Consider the following 20,118-nt stretch of genomic DNA (forward strand, 5'->3'; position numbering starts at 1 on the left):
GAACTAGAGACCTGCCCATAAAAGACGTAACCAAAGTCCAAATGTTGATGTATAACCAACTTCACTAAAACGGAGTTGCTGCTTTGTATCGTAAATAAATGTTGTTGGATAAGCGGCTATTTTAAACTTACGTGAGAGTGAACCATCTTTGTCATTGACAACTTTAAAATGGTAATCGTGCTTATCAAGATACTTTTTTATCTCATAATCACTTCCTGATTTTACAGCAATAGTAATAATCTGATAGTACCTATTTAAAAAGTTGATATTTGCAGCTTCGAGTTTACAGGTTGGACACCAAGTCGCCCAAAAATGTATGAGTATTGGTTTTTTACTGTCTAATGAGTAGGTACTATTATCAATCAGTTTAAAAGAACGCATCTCTAATGGTGCACTACTGAGAGATTGTGAACGGTAGAGACTCATAGCATTTGCCACAATCGTAATGGTAATAATAAAATAGAGTATCTCTTTTAAATAATGTTTGATTTTTTCTGTAGTTATATTCATAGAGATAGCTTAACACTAATGTAATAATAATTTGATAAAATTATAAGAAATTAAGGGCACATCTAAGAACTAAAGTTCTTAGATGTGCCCTAAAGGATGTTTGATGTTAAAAATATTTCTTTTTTCATTATCAGTCCTGATAATGAGCGGCTGTCAAAATATTACGCCCTATGTAAAAACCGATAAAAAACCTGAAGCTGCAAAACAAGAAAAAACTCAAGAAGTAGCATTGAAAAAAGATGCCAAAAAGCCAAAAATGCAAAAGATGTTTCAAACAGTCGATGCAAAAGATGCTATTCTCGTGCAAAAAGGTGAGAAAAAAGAGCACTGTGCTGTTTGTGGAATGAACTTAACCAAGTTTTATAAAACAAGTCATGCTGCCAAATTAGAGGGTAAAAATATCCAATACTGCTCAATCCATTGTCTTACAGCACATATCAATGAGGGGGCAGAGCTTGAAAATCCTATGGTTGTTGATGTGACAACATTAAAATTCATTCCGGTTACTGAAGCTTTTTATGTAGTGGGAAGTGATGTGCCGGGTACTATGAGCTCTGTGAGTAAGTATGCTTTTAAATCTTTGGATGCTGCAAAAGCATTTCAAAAAAAACATGGTGGGAAAATTTTAGATTTTTATTCTGCGTGGCAGGAAGCTAAAAAAGACTTTCAAAAATAGTCTTTACATAAAAAAAGCCCTTTGATTCAAAAGAACCAAAGGGCTTTGTGATTAAAAAGAGAGAGTGCTTACTCTATCTCTGCATCGATAACGTCATCGTCATCTTTTTTAGCATTTTGGTTTGCAGCTCCTGCTTCACCGCCTTGCTCTTTTTTATACATCTGCTCAGCCATTTTGTGACTTGCTTCAGTAAGTGCTTTTACTTTCTCTTCAATTTGCTCTTTTGTTGCATTTTCATCTTTAAGAACCTCTTGAAGATCTTTGATAGCCGCTTCAATTTTCTCTTTTTCACCAGCATCAAGGTTATCACCCATCTCTGTCATAGATTTCTCAGTTTGAGCGATCAGTGCATCTGCTTGGTTTTTAAGCTCAACTAATGCTTTTCTAGCTTCATCTTCAGCTTTATGAGCTTCTGCGTCAGCTACCATTCTGTTGATCTCTTCTTCACTAAGTCCAGAGCTTCCGCTGATTGTGATTTTTTGCTCTTTACCAGTTCCTTTATCCATTGCAGATACCGTTAAGATACCATTTGCATCGATATCGAATGTTACCTCAATTTGTGGCACACCACGTGGTGCGGCTGGAATGTCAGTAAGCTCAAAGAGACCTAACGATTTGTTGTCTTTAGCGAACTCACGCTCACCTTGTACTACATTGATAGAAACCGCTGGTTGGTTATCTTCTGCAGTTGAGAAAATTTGCGATTTTTTCACAGGAATCGTAGTACCTTTTTCAATTACTTTTGTTGCAACGCCACCAAGTGTCTCAATACCAAGTGATAATGGTGTAACATCAAGTAAAAGAACATCTTTTACATCTCCACGTAAAACACCACCTTGGATAGCAGCTCCTGCAGCTACAACTTCATCTGGGTTTACAGATTTGTTAAGGTCTTTACCATCGAAGTAGTCTGAGACTTTTTTCTGTACTAATGGTACACGAGTTGAACCACCAACCATGATGATCTCTTTGATGTCAGATTTGCTTAAATCTGCATCTTTCATTGCTACTTGGATGTGATCCATAGTCTCATCTACAAGCTCTTCGATCATACCTTCGAACTTAGCACGAGTAAGTTTTATAACTAAGTGTTGTGGTCCTGCTTCTGTCATAGTGATAAATGGCAGGTTAATCTCAGTCTCAGTCGCACTTGAGAGCTCTTTTTTCGCAGCTTCAGCTGCATCTTTTAGACGTTGTAGAGCCATTTTGTCATTTTTAAGATCAATTCCGTGACTTGCTTTAAACTCACCATTTAAGAAATCAACGATTTTGTTATCGAAGTCATCACCACCTAAGAATGCATTACCATCTGTTGAGAGTACCTCAAATGTACCGTCTGAAATCTCTAGTGTAGTAACATCGAATGTACCACCACCAAGGTCATATACAAGTACATCTTCATCAGACTTACTGTCTAGTCCGTAAGCAAGTGCTGATGCAGTTGGCTCATTGATAATTCTTAGTACGTTAAGACCTGCAATCGTACCAGCATCTTTCGTTGCTTTTCTCTGAGAGTCATTGAAGTATGCCGGAACTGTAATTACAGCGTCAGTTACTTTTTCTCCAAGATACGCTTCTGCATCCTCTTTTAGTTTTGTAAGGATTTTTGCTGAAATCTCTTGAGGTGTATATACTTTACCTGCAACATCAACAGCAGCCATACCGTCTTTGTCAACGATTTTGTATGTTACTTTATCTTGAGCGAGTTTAGCATTCTCCTCGTTCATCATAAGACCCATAATTCTCTTAACAGAAGAGATAGTTTTTTCAGGGTTTGTAATCGCTTGACGTTTTGCAGGATCACCTACTAAAACCTCACCTTTATCTGTAAATGCTACGACGGAAGGCGTTGTATTTTTACCTTCTGCATTTGGGATGATTTTTGCTTCACCACCTTCATACACTGCTACACAAGAGTTTGTTGTTCCTAAATCTATTCCTATTACTTTACTCATCTTCTTATCCTTTAATTTTATTTTATAAAATTTAAGGGAACCTTTTCATTCCCTTTGGTCACAGAATCGGGAGTAATCCCGCTTCTTACGCTAATACCCCAAGGGCACTTCCTTTAGGGCGCGCTTGGTTTCACCCCGAGGGCACTTACGCCTTCGGCAGGAAGCCCACGACGCTTGGCGTCTTTGCCTCCAATGGAGGCGGAAAACTTATTTATTTTTATTACGATGTAATTGTATTAAGTTTTCAAAATATCTTTTGCAACTTAGGTTGCATTGCTGCGAATTAGTTCGCAACAACTACCATTGCCTCACGCAACGGTCTCTCTTTATATTTGTATCCAGTTTGGAAAGTCTCAACGATCTGTCCGCTTTCAACTTCAGGATGGTCAACGCTTTGAACAGCATTGTGAATGTTTGGATCGAATGGTTCGTCATGACTTACCATTTTTACACCATGTTTTTCAAGTGCCGTCATAAACTGCTTGAGTGTAAGTTCGATTCCCTCTTTGAGTTTTTCGATTAACTCCTCAGGTGCTGCATCTGTTTCTGCAGATTTGAGTGCCATTTGAAGTGAATCTACAACTGGAATCATATCTTTTGCAAATTTTTCGTTTGCATATTCAACTGCTGTATACTTTTCACGCTCTAATCTCTTTTTGATATTGTCAAAATCTGCGTGAACACGTGCATATTTATCTTTTAATTCTTTTAGTTCATTTTGTAAAAGATCAAACTCATTCTCTACTGCTTCCGCTTCTGCCTCAGCTTCGGAGATGTTTTCATCATTTTCAATTATGTTTTCATTCTCTTTATTATTTTCATTCGCCATAATAATTGTTAACTCCTTTTTTAAAAAGATACTGTAATTATATATATTGAGCGTAATAATGTCAAGTATAAGTTTAATTTTATTATTTAATAAAGTTGAGTCAAGTTATATCAAGTATGATTTTTTGTTTAAAAAAACTCTGTTATATATAATTAGGTATCATTAGAGAATAAAATTATGGAGCAGTTATTATGAAAATTATTGGATGGCTATTTGGCATTGTAGTATTACTTGTTGGTGTTGTTTATACACTGCTTTTTACCTCTTTGGGAAATGGCATAATCAAGCCAATGATTGAGACAGAGATACAAAAACAGATACACCTACCAAGTAAGTTAAAGCGCTTCTCAATGGGGATGAGCGAGCTTGATATCTTGCTTGAGATTAATCCTAACAATACGATAATACTAAAAGGTACCTACTCACTTTTTTCACAATCATTTGATATCAATTATGATGTTGCACTGCGTGAGCTTTCTAGCTTGGAAGCTTTGATGAAGAAAAAATTAAATGACTCTTTTTTTACTGATGGCACAGTGAAAGGAGATATGAAATTTTTCACTGTTAATGGAAAAAGTGATGTTGCAAAAAGTAACACTAACTATAATATAGAGTTACGAGATTTTAATCCTACTTCTATCATTGCCAATATCAAGAATTTGGACTTATCATCTTTACTTCATATGCTTGGAGAGAAAAAGTATGCTGACGGGGCAGTTGATCTAAAGGTGAACTTTAAAAATATCACACCACACAAGCTCGATGGTGATATCTTACTACTTACAAAAGAGGGCATCTTAAACTCAAGTGTTATGAAAAAAGATTTTGGCATTACTATTCCAAAAACGCGTTTTGCAATGAATCTAGATGCAAAACTCAAAGGTGATGATGTAGATTACCGATACCTGCTAAAATCAAATCTTGCAAAGATATCATCAAGTGGAAAAGTAAAACCAGAGCCTCTGAGTGTTGCTATAAAATATGGTGTAGATGTAGAGGAGCTTGCAGTACTTAAACCCATTACCGGTGCAGATATTCGAGGAAATTTACGTCTAAGTGGAAAAGTGAATGGTTCAAAAGAGAAAATGCTCATTGATGGGCGCAGTGATATAGCAGATTCAAAAACAACATTTGCAGCAGTGCTGAAAGATTTTCAGCCAAAGAGTGTAAGGGCAAATATAAAAGACCTTAAACTGCAAAAACTGCTCTATATGATAAAACAGCCACACTATGCAGATGCACTGTTTGATTTAGATGTAGCCATTAGTAATGCAGATGTGAAAAACCTACAAGGGACAGTCAAGAGCCGTATAAAAAATGGTCTGCTTGACAGTAGATATTTCACAAAGGCATATAAGTTTAAATCACCAATGCCAAAGACTACTTTTCATGCAACAACGACAACAACACTTAATAAGGACAACATAGATACAAAAGTAGATATCTTCTCAACGCTTGCAGACCTGTATGTAAAAAAAGCACACTTTGATATGAAAGATGCTGCACTCAAAAGTGATTATAAAGTAAAGGTACATAATCTTGAGAAGCTCTACTTTGTAACTGAGCGACATCTCAAAGGCAATTTTATCGCTAACGGAGAGTTGAAAAAAGCAAAAGATCTGGATTTTACGATGCATAGTAACATCGCAGGCGGAAAAGTGGATGCAAAACTACATAATGATGATTTTCATGCAGATATCAACAAACTCTGTACTCTTGATATCTTAGATATGCTGATCTATCCAAAGATTTTCAAATCAAATATCGATGCAAAACTTGACTATAATCTCTCAGCACAAAAAGGTACATTTAAAGGACTTCTCTCAAACGGTACATTCACAAGAAATCAAGCTCTTGACCTTACGAAACAGTATGCGCACATTGACCTCTACAAACAGATCTTTAAAGGTGATGTGAGTGCAAATATCAATAAAGAGAATATCTTGGCATCACTTGATCTCAAATCAAATACATCTTCGATTACGACAAAAGATACCTATCTCAACTCAAAAACAAAACGTATCAAGTCAGTTATCGACATTAACGCTAACGGCAATCCTCTTGTTGTAAAACTAAGCGGCAGCGTAGAGCGACCAAAAGTGCAAGTTGATGCGAGTAAAATACTCAAAAAAGAGGCGACTAAAGCTGTTACAAAAGAGCTGGAGAAACATCTAGGTAAAGATGTAAGAAATCTTTTAAAAGGGCTTTTCTAAGCGCTATTTTTTACTGACATCCGTTAAGGTCAGACAAAAAAGAACTTCTTTTCCCTCCTGCGTGAGCTTATCTGTAGCTTCACGCAGGGTAGCTCCTGTTGTAATGATGTCATCAACTAAAATCACTTCTCTTTCTTTAAAGTTTTTGAGTTGAAAATCTCTAGGATTTGCCTCTCGAAATACTTTTGATTTTCCAGAGTAGGAGATGGAGTTTTGTGCTCGTAGTCTGTTAAAGAGTGGTTTGATATTTTGACTTGTCAGGGCTTTATTGAGAATCGCAGTATGTGAATAGCCACTTTTGATATTATCATCGATGGCGATGGAGGTAACTCTACTTTTCCACTCAAATTCTCGTGCGAATTTTGTAAAACTAAGTCTGGCTAAAAGTTTGTAGATATGAAATCCAATATCAGTATGTTTTGTAAAAAGAAGAGATTTGATATCTTCATATCTGTAAAATGAGAGTACTTCGATATCATTGTTAAGTTTTCTTTTGTAGAGTGATGGCTGTAAAAACTGCTCTTGACAGTTTTTACAGATATGCTGCGTGAGAGAGTAGTTCTCACACAACAGACATTTCATAACAGTTTTTAGTCCATCTTGAGTACGGACATAAAAGCCTCTTGTGGAAGTTGAACCTTTCCGATAGCTTTCATACGTTTTTTACCTGCTTTTTGTTTCTCTAGGAGTTTACGTTTACGGGTAATATCTCCACCGTAACATTTTGCAGTTACATTTTTCCCCATCGATTTTACAGTCTCACGGGCAATGACCTGATTACCAAGAGATGCCTGAACAGCTACTTCAAAGAGCTGACGAGGAATAATCTCTTTCATATTTTTAACAAGTGCACGACCACGGCTTACTGCTGAAGTTCGTGGTACGATAATGCTGAGTGCATCAACGACTTCACCTGCAACTCTTACATCAAGTTTTACAAGGTCACCCTCTTTAAACTCACTTGGCTCATAGTCAAAAGAAGCGTAGCCTTTAGAGATAGATTTGAGTTTATCATAAAAGTCTACTACTATCTCATTCATAGGAAGTTCATACTCAAGCATAACACGCTCTTCATTTAAGTAGGTCATCTTGCTTTGAATACCACGTTTTGAGACAAGCAGGTTCATAATATTTCCAAGGTATTCACTAGGAGTGATGACCGTTGCTTTTACATAAGGCTCTTCGATTCTATCTATCTTTTGCACTTCCGGAAGTTCACTAGGGTTTTGTACTTCAACCTTTGTGCCATCTGTAAGATATACATGATAAACAACTGATGGTGCAGTAGCGATGAGGTCAAGTCCAAACTCACGCTCAAGTCGCTCTTTAACAACTTCCATATGCAGCATTCCAAGAAAACCGACACGAAAACCAAAGCCAAGAGCTACAGAGGTCTCCGGCTCATATGAAAGTGCAGAGTCATTAAGCTTGAGTTTATCAAGTGCATCACGCAGGTCTTCAAACTTGTCTGTATCTATCGGGTAGAGTCCTGCAAAAACAAATGGTTTTGCAGGTTCATACTCACCGACAGGCTCGGTGCAAGGATTTTTCGCATCGGTAATCGTATCACCGACACTGACAACACTCACCTCTTTAAGACCTAAAACAACGATGCCTATCTCTCCACTTTTTATCGCAGGAGTTTTTATCTTCTTGATAGGGTGCGGGTACATCAAGTCAAGGACCTGATGCTCTTCACCATTGCTCATTAGTTTAATCACTTGATTTTTCTTGATCTCACCGTCAAATACACGAACAAGTGCCAGTGCTCCAAGATACTGATCAAACCATGAATCATAAATGATGGCCTTTGTCGGTCCCTCAGGATCACCCTGTGGCTCAGGAACTCTCTCTACGATAGCATCAATGAGCTCACGAATCCCAACACCGGTTTTTGCACTCACGAGTACCGCATCTGTAGCATCGATGCCGATGGAAGTTTCAATCTCTTCTGCCACACGTTCCGGCTCGGCTGCCGGGAGGTCTATTTTGTTGATTACCGGGATGAGTTCAAGATCATTATCAAGTGCCAAGTAGACATTTGCAATCGTTTGAGCTTCAACACCTTGAGCTGCATCTACAATGAGCAGAGCTCCATCAGATGAAGCCAAAGATTTACTTACCTCATAAGAGAAATCAACATGGCCCGGAGTGTCAATGAGATTAAGGATGTAGTGCTCGCCATCTTTTACATAATCAAGTCGAACCGATTGTGCTTTGATGGTGATGCCACGCTCTTGTTCGATATCCATCGTATCCATCATTTGAGAGCTTAGCTCTCTCTCGCTCACAGCACCACACTCTTGGATGATACGGTCAGCTAGTGTAGATTTTCCATGATCAATATGGGCAATGATAGAAAAGTTTCGTATATTTTTCAACTCTGTCCTCTACTTATGCAAAAAGTGAATTAACACTCTCATTATGATAAACTCTGCGGATTACCTCTGCAAAGAGTGGTGCTACAGTAAGCACTTTGATTTTTTTATGAGCTTTTGATTCAAGTGTGTTTGTGATGATAAGTTCATCAAGTTCACCATGTTCAAGATTATCATAGGCTTTTCCACTGAGTACTCCATGTGTTGCACATGCCATAACAGATGTTGCACCTTTGTTCTTTAAAGCAGTCGCGGCTTTTACCATAGTACCTGCAGTATCTACCATATCATCAATCATAATGACATCTTTACCTTCGACATCACCGATGATATTCATTACTTCACTCTCATTCGCTTTTTCACGGCGTTTATCAACGATAACCATCTCAAGTCCCATTCTTTTTGCAAAGTAACGAGCACGAGCAACACCGCCAATGTCTGGAGATGCAATAATAGGATTTTTAAGATTTTTGCTTTTGATGTATTGCTCAAAAGTGATAGAACCGTAAAGATTGTCAACCGGAATATCAAAGAAACCTTGAATCTGTCCAGCATGCAGGTCAATCGTTACAACTCTATCAATACCTGCAGTTTGGAACATATCTGCTACGAGTTTTGCAGTGATTGGAACACGAGGAGCTGCTTTTCTGTCCTGACGTGCATAACCATAGTAAGGAACAACAGCAGTAATACTTTGAGCAGATGAACGCTTGAGTGCATCTGTCATGATTAAAAGCTCCATTAGGTTGTCATTTGACGGTGCACCTGTTGATTGGATGATAAAAACATCACGACCACGAACACTCTCAGAAATCTGAACAGAGATCTCTCCATCACTAAACTTCTTAACATCAGCTTTTGCTAAAGGAACATCTAAAATTGAGCAAACTTCATTTGCAAAATCAACACTAGCAGAGCCAGCAAAAATCTTATAACCACGCATTGGTATTTCCTTCTAGGAGTAAATTAATGCGCGATTATACACTAAATGTGCTGAGGATAGTTTGAAGAGTCAAGTGCCTTACTGGCAGTTTTTACAAAGACCGGAGAAAACGAGGTCTGCTTTTTTTATTTGAAAGTTTGTTGAGTGTGCAGCAAGCTCACTAATACTGCTAAGGTCGAGCGTAATATCTTCTACCATACCACATTTGTCACATACAAGGTGTGAATGTGCCTCTTTTGTCAGCTCATATACGGATTTTTGATTTGGGATTTTTACCTCTTGGATAAAGGCATTTTCTATCATGATATTTATATTTTTATAAATTGTAGCAAGTGAAATCGAATTAAATTTCTTGAGCATTATCTCATAGAGGTCTTCTATGTTTACATGCCCATACTTGTACAATGTATTTGCAATCTCCAATCTTTGAGGAGTCGCTTTTAAATGGTGTGCTCTTAAACTGTCTGTAAAATTATTCATGGCGCCATTATACAGAAAAAAAGTTTAAAGTATAATAGTTATTGATATTGGTTAAGTATTTTTAAAGTATCTTTTGCAGCTTTATAAGTGTTGAGAAAAGTATAGCACTCTTATCTATATGAGAGCTCTTCATCTTTAGCTCACTTTCAAGCAGGAGTTCATGGAGTCTATAGAAAGTGCCAAGTTTGATTTTTATAGCAAATGATGCTTTTTGTTCTACGACAAACTTTGGAGCAGGGTAGCCTAAAATTTCCAAGGCATTGGGTGCTCCGTTTACTCGAATGTAAATGTTAAACATATAAAGCTGCGTGAGGTATGATGTGAGTGCTGTAAGTATACGTATCTCATCTTCGCCATGTTCTAAAATATTTTGCAGATCTTCTTTAAAATCTTTTTTCTCTAAGAGTTTTTTCATAAAATCATCAAGGTTAATCTCTCCGAGCCCATAAACCAATGCATCAACATCTTTGGTACTTATCTCTCTGTCAAAAACACGAAACTTTTCTATCTCATTGGCTGCAAGTGCTACATCCCCGTTGTGAATTTTGAGAAGATGTGAGAGGGTGTACTTATCAATAGTCACCTCTTTTTCCTGAGCAATTTGGAGCAGGATATTTTGTGCTTCAAACTCTTTTGGATGAAAGAAGCGAACACTCATCGTCTTCGTTTTGGCAAAGCTCTTTGCGTTGTTGTAAGATTTGTGATCGCTTCCATAGTATGCGTAGATAAAAATATTGTCCGGATTTTTACTTGCAAGCTCTAAAAGAGTATCAAGCTCTTTTTTTGGAACTTTTTTCTCACTTTTTATAATGAGGATGTTTCGATCACCAAAGAGTGAACCTTGTGAGAGGTGCGCTTTTGCCGAGTTAAAGTCATACTCATCATGGTAGTAGTTTAAGATGTTTGCATCTTCTACATTGCTGAGCATTTTTGTGTACATATCTATGAGGAAATGACTCTCCCCGAAAAAGACAAAAGAGTTTGAAATCGTCTTGTTTCGAATATGGTTGTCAAATTCATTTTTATACATCGCTTGCTTTTCCTACTACAGCACCATAGATTCGAGCACGGGCAATATCCACTTTGTCAATACGCACAATGACATTTTCAAAGAGGACGATATCGCTAGCTGTTGTAATATTGATACGTGCACCGATTATCTCATCATGCAGATCAGCTTTGAATTCAGGGTCTGTAGCTACAACTCTGGCTTTGAACTCGCGACCAAGATTGTTTTTTGCCCAGCGTGCATATTTTCGTGCTTTGTATTCTACCTCGACGGTACTTGCCTCTCGCTCTTTTTCACTTACCATCATGGCCAAGGTTTCGATGTTTCTAAGAACATAAGAGCCCTCTTTTGTATCACCTTTTTTGATGGCTTTAATGAGTCTGTGTACAATGAGGTCTGAGTAACGTCGAATAGGTGAAGTAAAGTGTGTATATTCTTCAAATCCAAGCCCAAAGTGTCCAGAGTTCAGCGGTGCATAGCGTGCCTGCATCTGTGAGCGTATAATAAGGGTGTCGACATCTGCTTCTATGCCCATCTCACGTGCCTGTTTTTGAATCGTTTCAATGGTTTCTTTGACTGTACTTTTAATCTCGATGTTCATCCCAATAGCAGAGAGCTCTTGATAGAGTGTTTGGAGTTTTGTTTGACTTGGCGGTTCATGAATCCTAAAGATTCCTCTCTCATACATCTTGGCAGCTTCTTTGTTCGCTAGCAGCATACAGTCTTCTATAAGTGCGTGAGAAGGTGTCTCTTCGGACTCTTTTGTAGATAAAAGATTTGTCTCTTCATCGAGCTCCATGGAGATTTCAACAGAGTGAAAGTCAAAACCGATTTTAAGACGTTTTTCTTTGAGTCTGTCCGTAATAGTACGTAGTTTTGTTAGAGCTGCAAAGATGGTCTCTTCTTCTTGTGTTTTTGCCTTTAGTTTTCCATCAAAAAAATTATCAATCTCTTCATAGTTAAAACGTCTGTCTGAGTGAATAATTGCTTCATAAACATCAGAATTAACAACTTCAAGAGTCTCTTTGTCTAGTTTTATCTCAAAAACATAAGCAAGACGGTCAATATGCGGTTGGAGTGAACAGAGAGTCTCACTCAGCTGACGTGGAAGCATTGGAATAGAACGGTGCGGTAGATAGATAGAAAAACCTCTGTACATTGCCTCATTGTCAAGTGCTCCAAAAGGTTTGACATATTCACTCACATCAGCGATAGCAACATAAAGAGTGGAATTTGCATCATCCCAGTAGATAGCATCATCGAAATCTTTTGCAGTCACGGGGTCAATAGTACAAAAAGGAAGCTCACGCAGGTCTTTTCTTTTTGGATATTTCCTTGCATCAACAGGTGGAAATGAACGGGCTATCTTTAAGACCTCTTCATCAAACTCGTCATGTTTGTTGTACTGAGCAAGAACGATTTTTTCATCGACTTTTGGATCATCCATATGACCAAGCTTTTCCATTACTCTGTGCTCTTGATGGTCAATTTTAAAGACATCTCCAAGCTGATAGTTTTCTAACTCTTCTGGCGTGAGCTCAGCTCCTACAGGATGGTCTGTTTTAATGTCAACTAAAGATTTATGCCCATACTTTTCTATAATGTAGGCAACTCCATAGCTCTCTTGGCGCCCGACAACTTCAGTTATCTTGGCACTCGCCCCTCCACGTTTACCAAGAATTCTCTTTGCAATGATGAGGTCACCTTCTGTTGCACTGCCGAGCTCATCGATGTAGAGGTCTTTGACATTATCACCAATGACATGAAGATAGGCTGTTCCTTTTTGCACGAGTCCCAAAACACCGGCACGGTATTTTGAGTTAAATTTATAGGTATTGTTTTTAAAAGTGAGATATTTTTTTGCAAGCCACTCTTTAACAAGTGATAATTCATCTTCAGAGGTGTCTTGCTCGCTCACACCGTGTGTGAGTTTAATAAGGAGAGATTTTAATTCGTGCAATTTATTTAAAAGCCTCTATAGCGTTATCGAAGCTTTCCATATCAAGCTCATACTCTTCGATAAGCTCTTTTGCTTTGTTGATGCTATCTTCTGTTAGAACACCATTGATTGGTACTGCTACACGGACAACATTTAAAATTTGTGCTGCACGTCTGTCTTCTTCTTCCGCTTTTTCAGGGTTCTGGCAGTTTCTTATAACATCAACAAGACCCTCTTCGAACTTCCATTGTTCAAAGATTGTAGCACTTACTTCTGGCGTATCTGCACCTACTACTTCTCTCTCTGCTGCTTCAACATCTTGCAGTTCTAAGAGGGCATCACGGAACTCTTCTTCTTTTTTGTCTGCAATAACCTGCTGAGCGATCAATACTTTTCCAATTTCAACAAGAAATGCTGCAGGAGAGAGAACACCAAGCAGTCTGTTCTCTTTTCGTAAACACCATGAAGTCATCAGTGCATGCTGTTTTTTAGAAAGTGCTGAGAACATCTCATTTGTTATACCATATGGTGAGAGGTCAAGTGTAAAGCTTTTTTTCACAATACTCGCTAACGCAAAACCACGAACTGTTCCCATTCCAAAAAGTCCTACTGCCTGAGAGATTGCATTGATCTCACGGCTAAATCCATAAAGCGGAGAGTTTGCCGCTTTGAGAATGTCCGCTGTAAGAAGAGGATCTTTTTCTAAAATTTTTACCATGTCGTTAAAAGTAGAATCCGGATCTTGGTAAACCGCCTCAATCTGCATTGCAGATTCTGGAAGAGGTGGGAGTTGTTTGATTTTCTTAAGTATTTCTTCTGTCATATTGGTTACTCACTTTTTAATGAATGTGTATAAACATCGTATTGTGTTTATAATTATAGTATCAATAGATAAATTCATACTGAATATTTACAAAAAACTGATATTATTTTTAAGACTAACAAAAAAAAGTACAAGAAGGAAAAGATAGATGGAAGCAGAAGCGATTTTAACTCAATTGGGCTATACGCCAAATGATGCACTGACAAAACAGTTAAAAGATATACAGGAAAATACACCAGGGTATGAAAAAATTGAGAAACATATCATGGATTTAAATGAGCATTTAAAAGTTAATAACGCTTATGTAGCCCTCTCAAATACGAAAAATTATTTAAAAATCAAAGTAGATTCACCGACACCGGAACTAGCACAGGAAGCACATGAAAAGATAGAGCATTTTAGTGAAAAATATAAAGTAGATATTGAAAAGCTTCCAAATAAAGAGACTTACTATATTATTGGTTTTCACCATTAGGAAAAACATTGCGTGAGCCTATGAGCCTTGAAGGGTATGATACTTTGGTCGAAGAGTTTAAATACCTGCTAGAAGTTGAAAAACCTAAAACGGCGCAGGAAAAGCTCGTTGCAGCTGCACTTGGTGATAGAAGTGAAAATGCAGACTATCAAGCAGCAAAAGAGAAACTCCGATTTATCGATAAGCGCCTTTTTTATTTGAATAAAATGATACAAAATGCACAGGTAATTGATCCCTCTTTACACAATCATGAACGTGTCTCTTTTGGAAGCAGTGTAACTTTAATTGATCTCGATACAGATGAAGAGAAGGTATTTACTATCTGTGGTGTTTTAGAGAGTGAACCGGAAAACGGGCTTATTTCTGTACACTCTCCATTGGCAAAAGCGATGCTTGGAAAAGAGGTTGGAGATGATTTTAAGATTAAACTTCCTAACGGTATGAAAGAGTATGAGATAGAAGCGATTGCATATAAAAACATCTACTCTTTAAAGCAAAATATCCGCACGAAAAGTGATTATGCTTTTCATTAAAAAATCAAAGGAAAACGGATGAGAATTTTCACACTTTTTTTACTGTTATTTGTTACTTTTGCAGAAGCAAAAGAGTATAAAGTTGTTTTTGACTGCAGCTCAAATGATGCCAACTATCTGAAGAGTCGTATGTGGCTTGTCGGAAAAACGATAGATATGATAGAAGAACAGGGTGATAGCATAAAAGCTGCATTGACCATTCATGGAAAATGTGCACTGATCGCTTCTGAGAATTATGATATGTTAGTAGAAGGTGAAGCGGTGAATGCTATGAAGCAGGCACAAGAGTATCTTATTGAACTCTCAAAAAGAAAAAATATTGAGCTTGTCGTTTGTGCGATGTCATTAAATGCGAATTCTATTGATAAAGAGGATGTACTCCCATTTTTAAAGATTTCAAAAAACAGTTATATTGACACGATTGCGTACCAAAATGATGGTTATGCATTGATGACTTTTAAATAATTAAAATAATTTTTACCCACATTTAGATATAATCCGCTTTTAAAAACCAATTTTTAGGACAACACCAAATGAGCCAACAATTACCAGATATAGATACACAGTTAGCTAATCATAAATTATCGCAGGAAGACTATACACATATCAAGCAGATTTTGGGTCGTGAGCCAAATCTCGTAGAACTTGGAATCTTCTCCGCAATGTGGTCTGAGCACTGTTCATATAAATCTTCAAAAGTACACTTAAAAGGTTTCCCAACATCAGCACCGTGGGTCATTCAAGGTCCGGGTGAAAATGCCGGTGTTATTGACATCGGTGATGGTATGGCAGCCGTATTTAAGATGGAGAGTCACAATCACCCATCTTTCATTGAACCATATCAAGGTGCAGCAACTGGTGTTGGTGGGATTATGCGTGATGTCTTTACAATGGGTGCACGCCCTGTAGCAAACCTCAATGCACTTCGTTTTGGTAATGTTTTAAATAACGATAAAACTTCAAAACATCAGAGGTATCTTGTTCGTGGTGTAACTGAAGGAATCGGTGGTTATGGTAACTGTATGGGAGTTCCAACAATTGGTGGTGAGACAAGTTTTGATGAGTGTTATAATGGAAACATTCTGGTAAATGCATTTACACTCGGTCTTGCAAAAAGTGATGAGATATTCTATGGGAAAGCAGAAGGTATAGGAAATCCGGTTCTTTATGTTGGTGCAAAAACCGGTCGTGATGGTCTTGGTGGGGCTGTTATGAGTTCAGACTCTTTTACAGAAGAGTCAAAATCACTTCGTCCAACTGTTCAAGTTGGGGATCCTTTTACTGAAAAACTTCTTTTAGAAGCATGTTTGGAGCTTTTCAAAACTGATTATGTTATCGGTATCCAAGATATGGGTGCAGCTGGGCTTACATCTTCATCATTTGAGATGGCAGGACGTTCAGGAAGCGGGATGATTATGCATCTTGATAAAGTTCCTGCTCGTGAAGAGAATATGACTCCTTATGACTTTATGCTCTCTGAGTCTCAAGAGCGTATGCTTCTTTGTGCGAAAAAAGGAAGTGAAGAAGAGATCATTAAAATTTTTGAGAAGTGGGACCTTGATGCTGCAGTTATCGGTGAAGTGACAGATACAGGGAATATGGAACTTTTCTGGCATGGTGAGAAAGTTGCAGAGGTTCCTGTTGATCCGGTTTCTGAAGAGGCACCAGAGCTGAACCGTCCAATGAAAAGACCAGAGTATCTTAATCTGATTAAAGATACAACTATTAATGACTTTCCAAAAGTTGAGAACCAAGAAGCATTTGAAAAGCTGACAAAATCTATGGAAGTTGTAGATAAATCATGGATCTATACACAGTATGATTCTATGGTTCAGACAAATACGGTTAAAAAAGGCGGAGAGCTTGATGCTTCAGTTATTCGTGTAAAAGAGAATGGAAAAGCTCTGGCAATGTCAGCGGACTGTAATGTACGTTACTGTTACATCGACCCTAAAGGCGGTGGAGCTGCTGCTGTTGTTGAATCAGGTCGTAATGTCGCTATGAGTGGAGCACGTCCACTGGCTATTACAGATTGTTTGAACTACGGTAATCCTGAGAATCCTGAAGTTATGTGGCAGTTTGCAGAGGGATGTTTAGGTATTAAAGAAGCCTGTGCTGAGCTAACGACTCCGGTAATCGGTGGAAATGTTTCACTTTATAATGAAACAAACGGTGTTTCCGTTTTCCCAACACCGTCTATCGCAACAGTTGGGGTTAATGATGACCAAAACAATGTCCTAATGTCAACATTTCAAGAGGCAGGTAATCAGCTCTATCTTGTAGGAGAGAGCAAAAGTGAGTTTGGTGGCTCTTTATATATGAAAGAGATTTGTGGTGTTGTTGCAGGAAAACTTCCTGAGATAGATTATGCAAAAGAGCTTGCTCTTTGGGATCTGGTCATTGAAGCAAATAAGAAGCATCTTCTAGAGTGTGCTAAAGATGCAAGTAGTGGTGGTGTGGCAATCGCACTTGCTAAGATGGCAGCCACAAGTGGACTTGGATGTGACGTGAGTATGAGTGTAGAAGATGAGAGAGATATTTTCGCTGAATCCCAAAGCCGTGCAATAGTGGAAGTTAAACCTGAAAATGCTGAAGCTTTTGAAGCAATGCTGGATGGTTTGGCATGTGAAAAGATAGGTGTTGTTGGTGGTGATACAGTGAAAATAAATAATGTTACTATGAGCATGGAAACATTACAAGATAACTACTTCAATACATTCAAACGTGTGATAGAACAAGATCTATAAAAAACGATAATCAGAATTTCAAAATGTGCACAAAAAAAGGTGATTTCTAATCACCTCACGCACAATGCCTCTTTACTTATAATAATTAATTATATTTTCTATGTAAAAATATAATTTGAAAAATCAATTTACTTTTATATTAATCATTGTATAATCTCACAGAATTTAGATAAAGGAAATTAAATGAGAAGAAGTTTATTAACTGCATTATTAGCAGTCAGTTTTGCATTTTTTGCAAGTGGATGTTCTACAATGCATATGGGTTGGACAGCAGTAACTGGTCAGCATAAACTAGATGATCGTGCAATGGATGCATACGATGCTATGTTTACAAAAGTTGTTGAGTATGGTGATCCTGCTCGTGCTATGATGAAAGAGTGGAAAGTTGATGAAGGTATAAGTGGAGATGATGTAAAAGAATCAATCGAGGCACTTACAGAAGAGTACAATATGCGTCTTACTGGTTATGTAAAAATGTATACGAAAGAAGATGCAAAACCAGATGAAGTTAAAGAAGCAAGAATTTGGTCTTTATGTAATCTGACAACAGCTAAAATATTCTTGAACTATTCAAGATACTATGGTGGTTTTATGCCATGTAGAATCATGTATGTTCAATATGGAAATGGTGATGCTTATCTTATCAGTATGGATATGACTCTTGCAATATATGGTGGATACCCATTACCGCCAAAAATGCTAGAAGCTGCTGAGAAAGTTAAAGTAGCAATGGAAGGGATTCCTGAGCGTGCAGCAAAAGGTGATTTCTAGATATCTTCTAGTTTGATTACCTCATAAGCCACCTCTTCATAGGGGTGTGCTTTTTTTAATATCTCTACAGCTTTTTTTATCAACGTATCAGAACAAATCATCTCTATTTTATACTCTGTAACATATTCAATTCTGTCTTTTGCACCGATATATGGATTTGCCTCGCCAATAGGTTTAAACTGTCCTCTGCCCAAACTCTCAAAAGAGCAGTTCTCATAATTGTTAAACTTCCCCGCACCAATCTCAAAAAGAGCATTTTTTGTCTTCTCTTTAGCTTCTTTGGGTACATAATAACTGAGTTTATACATTTTGCATATCCTTTAAATAGTTAAGAAGCTCATAATCGAGTTCATACTTCTCAAAAGCTACTTTATTGATACTTTTATATGAAAATCCCCCATCATTAAAACAGATGACTGCATCATCTTTATCCTGTAAAAGTCCATCTATTGCGTGAGATACGAATTTGTAAGCCATTAGTCTGTCATACACTGTCGGATTGCCACCACGCTGAATATGCCCAAGTACTGTGACTCTTGCCTCCATGCCAACACTTTTTTCAAACCACGCTGCAATCTCTTTTGACTCTTGTGCGATGCCTTCTGAGACGATAGCAATAAAGTAATTTCTTCCATTTTTCATCTGCTCTTTAAAGTTTTTTTCATAACTTTTCAAATCATAAGGAACTTCTGGGATTAAACAAAGCTCAGCACCTGAAGTCAGAGCAGATACAAGTGCTAGATAACCACACTCTCTTCCCATTGTCTCGATGACAAAGGCACGACTGAATGAAGAAGCAGTATCGCGAATGGCATCAAGAGCATTACGTATGATATTTAAAGCTGTATCAACTCCTAAACAGTAAGATGTACCGGCTATGTCATTATCAATCGTAGAAGGAATACCACAAAATGCCACACCATGTTCTTTGTAAAAAACCTCCATACCCCGAAATGAACCATCTCCTCCAAGAACAACAAGCATAGTAATTCCATGTTTTTCAAGATTGGCTTTGGCTTGCTTCCTATACTCTTGTTGCATAAATCTTTGGCTGCGTGATGAGCCTATCTTGGTACCGCCTTTGTTAATGATACCAGCTACATCACAGTAGGAGGCTTCTTTGATTTTGTTATCAATAAGTCCCTCAAAACCTTTGTAGATAAAGTAAGGGGTTAAACCTTTTTGAATACTGTACTCAACAAAATGTTTTAAAGCAGGATTCATTCCTGAAACATCACCGCCTGAACATAAAATTGCTATCTTTTTCATTTTATTAATCCCAAAAAAATTTATATCATAAATGATACAGTTTTATGGGACTATTCTATTAAAAGTTTGTTGAAATATCAAGTCCTATCTGATTTCTTTTATAGGTATACATAGCAATATTGGAACTGTTGTTTGTTCTTGAAAGCTTTAATGAGAGGGCACTGTTCATCGGTTTGATAAAATATGATAGAGTTCCGCTTAATGTTCTTGAAATATCATTGCGACTTTGGTTATAGGCAGTTTCAATGCCTTTATAATCAGTATTACTACCATTAAAGGAGAGATAAGCATTTATATTTTTATTGAAAGCTTTATAGTAAGCTATATTAAAACCACGAGAATGATTTCCATAAATTTCTGTTCTTGAATTTTCCTCTCCAGCATAAATACTTGAAGAGAGATAACTTGATTGATCTAGAAAGTATCTTATTGATGGTGTAAACATAAAACCATTACTTTTCCTATCTGGTGCTTTATAATATTTTCTATTATGCAGACTCAATGATGCATAGAATGCAGTTCGTTCATTGTATTGATAGCTGATCTGTGGTGCGATACCTATATTGGT

At 37.5% G+C, this 20,118-nt stretch carries 20 protein-coding genes; 7 read left to right on the forward strand and 13 right to left on the reverse strand.

The features are described 5' to 3' along the window. Nucleotides 1-3: 3 nt before the first annotated feature. On the reverse strand, nucleotides 4-510 hold the full coding sequence (locus tag MNY27_RS03790; protein ID WP_152183996.1) for a protein disulfide oxidoreductase: 507 nt from the start codon (nucleotides 508-510) through the stop codon (nucleotides 4-6). Between the two features lie 103 nt (nucleotides 511-613). Between MNY27_RS03790 and MNY27_RS03795 the strand changes: the two genes are divergently transcribed. Further along, nucleotides 614-1,186 (forward strand): nitrous oxide reductase accessory protein NosL, encoded by a 573-nt coding sequence (locus MNY27_RS03795; protein ID WP_152183997.1) that lies wholly within the window; start codon nucleotides 614-616, stop codon nucleotides 1,184-1,186. Nucleotides 1,187-1,254: 68 nt separating this feature from the next. Here MNY27_RS03795 and dnaK read toward each other — a convergent pair whose 3' ends face one another. Both dnaK and grpE read right to left on the reverse strand, forming a co-directional pair. Then, a complete protein-coding gene (gene dnaK / locus MNY27_RS03800; protein WP_152183998.1) occupies nucleotides 1,255-3,141 on the reverse strand; it encodes a molecular chaperone DnaK in 1,887 nt (628 codons plus the stop codon). A gap of 283 nt (nucleotides 3,142-3,424) precedes the next feature. Further along, nucleotides 3,425-3,970 (reverse strand): nucleotide exchange factor GrpE, encoded by a 546-nt coding sequence (gene grpE, locus MNY27_RS03805; protein ID WP_152183999.1) that lies wholly within the window; start codon nucleotides 3,968-3,970, stop codon nucleotides 3,425-3,427. Nucleotides 3,971-4,161: 191 nt separating this feature from the next. Between grpE and MNY27_RS03810 the strand changes: the two genes are divergently transcribed. After that, nucleotides 4,162-6,183, forward strand: a complete 2,022-nt coding sequence (locus MNY27_RS03810) for a hypothetical protein (protein ID WP_152184000.1) — start codon at nucleotides 4,162-4,164, stop codon at nucleotides 6,181-6,183. Nucleotides 6,184-6,186: 3 nt separating this feature from the next. Here the strand turns inward: MNY27_RS03810 and MNY27_RS03815 are convergent, their stop codons facing one another. From MNY27_RS03815 to MNY27_RS03845, 7 genes are all read right to left on the reverse strand, one after another. Next, complete coding sequence (locus MNY27_RS03815) at nucleotides 6,187-6,765, reverse strand: phosphoribosyltransferase family protein (protein ID WP_152184001.1); 579 nt, start codon at nucleotides 6,763-6,765, stop codon at nucleotides 6,187-6,189. 8 nt (nucleotides 6,766-6,773) lie between these two features. Next, entirely contained in the window at nucleotides 6,774-8,564 is a 1,791-nt protein-coding gene (lepA, locus tag MNY27_RS03820) for a translation elongation factor 4 (RefSeq protein WP_152184002.1), read from the reverse strand. Between the two features lie 13 nt (nucleotides 8,565-8,577). Beyond that, entirely contained in the window at nucleotides 8,578-9,504 is a 927-nt protein-coding gene (locus MNY27_RS03825; RefSeq protein ID WP_152184003.1) for a ribose-phosphate pyrophosphokinase, read from the reverse strand. 78 nt (nucleotides 9,505-9,582) lie between these two features. Beyond that, a complete protein-coding gene (locus MNY27_RS03830) occupies nucleotides 9,583-9,984 on the reverse strand; it encodes a Fur family transcriptional regulator (RefSeq protein WP_152184004.1) in 402 nt (133 codons plus the stop codon). Nucleotides 9,985-10,045: 61 nt separating this feature from the next. Beyond that, the gene (gene holA / locus MNY27_RS03835; protein WP_152184005.1) at nucleotides 10,046-11,014 is read right to left on the reverse strand and encodes a DNA polymerase III subunit delta; all 969 of its coding nucleotides are present in this window, start codon (nucleotides 11,012-11,014) and stop codon (nucleotides 10,046-10,048) included. Next, complete coding sequence (locus MNY27_RS03840) at nucleotides 11,007-12,911, reverse strand: ribonuclease R family protein (protein ID WP_152184020.1); 1,905 nt, start codon at nucleotides 12,909-12,911, stop codon at nucleotides 11,007-11,009. The genes holA and MNY27_RS03840 overlap by 8 nt, the downstream gene beginning before the upstream one ends. A 43-nt stretch (nucleotides 12,912-12,954) precedes the next feature. Then, the gene (locus MNY27_RS03845) at nucleotides 12,955-13,755 is read right to left on the reverse strand and encodes an HDOD domain-containing protein (protein WP_152184006.1); all 801 of its coding nucleotides are present in this window, start codon (nucleotides 13,753-13,755) and stop codon (nucleotides 12,955-12,957) included. 148 nt (nucleotides 13,756-13,903) lie between these two features. On the opposite strand from MNY27_RS03845, the gene MNY27_RS03850 reads away from it, so the two are divergent. The 5 genes from MNY27_RS03850 to MNY27_RS03870 all read left to right on the forward strand — a co-directional run bounded on the left by MNY27_RS03850 (nucleotide 13,904) and on the right by MNY27_RS03870 (nucleotide 18,281). Beyond that, nucleotides 13,904-14,230, forward strand: coding sequence for a hypothetical protein (locus tag MNY27_RS03850; protein ID WP_152184007.1), 327 nt, complete (start codon nucleotides 13,904-13,906; stop codon nucleotides 14,228-14,230). Nucleotides 14,231-14,250: 20 nt separating this feature from the next. Further along, nucleotides 14,251-14,763: a transcription elongation factor GreA gene (gene greA / locus MNY27_RS03855; RefSeq protein ID WP_188109463.1), complete on the forward strand. Its 513-nt coding sequence runs from the start codon at nucleotides 14,251-14,253 to the stop codon at nucleotides 14,761-14,763. Nucleotides 14,764-14,781: 18 nt separating this feature from the next. After that, nucleotides 14,782-15,228 (forward strand): DsrE family protein, encoded by a 447-nt coding sequence (locus tag MNY27_RS03860; protein WP_188109460.1) that lies wholly within the window; start codon nucleotides 14,782-14,784, stop codon nucleotides 15,226-15,228. A 68-nt stretch (nucleotides 15,229-15,296) separates the two neighbouring features. Further along, nucleotides 15,297-17,510, forward strand: a complete 2,214-nt coding sequence (gene purL / locus MNY27_RS03865) for a phosphoribosylformylglycinamidine synthase subunit PurL (RefSeq protein WP_346391891.1) — start codon at nucleotides 15,297-15,299, stop codon at nucleotides 17,508-17,510. 183 nt (nucleotides 17,511-17,693) lie between these two features. After that, on the forward strand, nucleotides 17,694-18,281 hold the full coding sequence (locus MNY27_RS03870) for a DUF302 domain-containing protein (RefSeq protein ID WP_346391892.1): 588 nt from the start codon (nucleotides 17,694-17,696) through the stop codon (nucleotides 18,279-18,281). Here MNY27_RS03870 and MNY27_RS03875 read toward each other — a convergent pair. The 3 genes from MNY27_RS03875 to MNY27_RS03885 form a co-directional block, all read right to left on the reverse strand. Next, a complete protein-coding gene (locus MNY27_RS03875; RefSeq protein ID WP_152184011.1) occupies nucleotides 18,278-18,589 on the reverse strand; it encodes an NGG1p interacting factor NIF3 in 312 nt (103 codons plus the stop codon). The genes MNY27_RS03870 and MNY27_RS03875 overlap by 4 nt on opposite strands. Further along, nucleotides 18,582-19,550 (reverse strand): 6-phosphofructokinase, encoded by a 969-nt coding sequence (locus MNY27_RS03880; RefSeq protein ID WP_346391893.1) that lies wholly within the window; start codon nucleotides 19,548-19,550, stop codon nucleotides 18,582-18,584. The genes MNY27_RS03875 and MNY27_RS03880 overlap by 8 nt, the downstream gene beginning before the upstream one ends. Before the next feature lie 58 nt (nucleotides 19,551-19,608). Next, nucleotides 19,609-20,118 (reverse strand): surface lipoprotein assembly modifier (locus MNY27_RS03885; RefSeq protein WP_346391894.1); only part of this gene is annotated, 510 nt, incomplete at its 5' end.

Source organism: Sulfurimonas sp. NWX79, assembly GCF_039667035.1.
Taxonomy (GTDB): Bacteria; Campylobacterota; Campylobacteria; order Campylobacterales; family Sulfurimonadaceae; genus Sulfurimonas; species Sulfurimonas indica.